Here is a 1243-nt window from a genome sequence, read left to right on the forward strand (position 1 = left end):
AACCTGATGAAATAGTTTTATATAATTCACCTGATTTCACAAATTTCAAATCACAGGAAATAATCATTGAAAATGGAGTTTATATTAAAGTAGATCCTATTATTAATATCGGCTCTAACTCTAGTCCCAGAAGACGCACTGATTTGACTGAGTTAATAAATCTTATTTTGGAAAAAGAACAAAAAGTAACCAATGAAATTGAAGATAATAAAGTTCTCGCATTAACCTTTGAACAATGGCAATCTGTCATTGACATTGAGAAACAAATTATTAGCGATAAAAAACAAGTTTTTCAATACAAAGAAAAATATTTTGATAACCAAAGACAAATTTTAATTTTAACATTAGAAAAACCCATCTCTATTGAACAATTTGATCAAATTACATCTCCCGCATTGGATGTGACAATTTCCGTAAGAAAATTATCCCAATCTAATCAACAAAGAACCGTAGATTGGGGAATTGGTAAAATTGTTGATGGAGAAAAAGCAAATAATGCCGAGTTAATCGAAAAACTGCACATTAGTATTGGTGACTTTTGTGATTATGAAATTATAGATGCTATACTGGATAAAGGGAAAGTTGAAACAAATTTCAAAGCTCAAGAATCTGAAATAGAGCGCAGACGTAAAGCTTTGAGAGAAATTCGATATGGTGATTCCGAAAATGCTGAGTTGTGTAAAGTAATAGTCGCTCCAGCAAATGTTAAACAAATTGAACCTTTATTAATTCGACAATTTTTTAATGATAAACTTGACGATTCACAACAGCTTGCTGTCTGTAAGGCTCTTGCAACTGAAGATATTTTTCTTATTCAAGGTCCACCAGGTACAGGTAAAACTTCCGTTATTACTGAGATTATATTGCAAATTTTTGATAAATATCCAAACGATAAAATACTAATTTCATCTCAATCTAATGTTGCTGTAGATAACGTATTAACTAGACTCTCTCGTATTTCCAGTAAGGAAATTAAATGTGTTAGAATTGGACGAGAAGAAAAAATTGAAGAAGATGCTAGACAGTTTGAAATAGAAAAAGCTATTTTAAATTGGCAAAAATCCATTCAATCTAAATCTTTAGAATATTGGGAATATTATCAGCAGCAAAATGAGAAACTTTTGTCTGGGGTAAAAAAGATTGTTAACATCGAAAAAATCAAAGAACAAAATCAAGAATTACAAAATTTAGCTAAGAAGCTAACACAAATAATTGAAAGATTTAATGCGGAATTAATCATTTC

General features: G+C 29.9%; 1 protein-coding gene. It reads left to right on the forward strand.

Going from position 1 to position 1243, the window contains the following annotated elements:
* A partial coding sequence (locus tag A0J48_RS26405; protein WP_200327538.1) for an AAA domain-containing protein occupies positions 1–1243 on the forward strand: 1243 nt, incomplete at both ends.

Source organism: Sphaerospermopsis aphanizomenoides BCCUSP55 (assembly GCF_001586785.1).
GTDB classification, from domain to species: domain Bacteria; phylum Cyanobacteriota; class Cyanobacteriia; order Cyanobacteriales; family Nostocaceae; genus Sphaerospermopsis_A; species Sphaerospermopsis_A aphanizomenoides_A.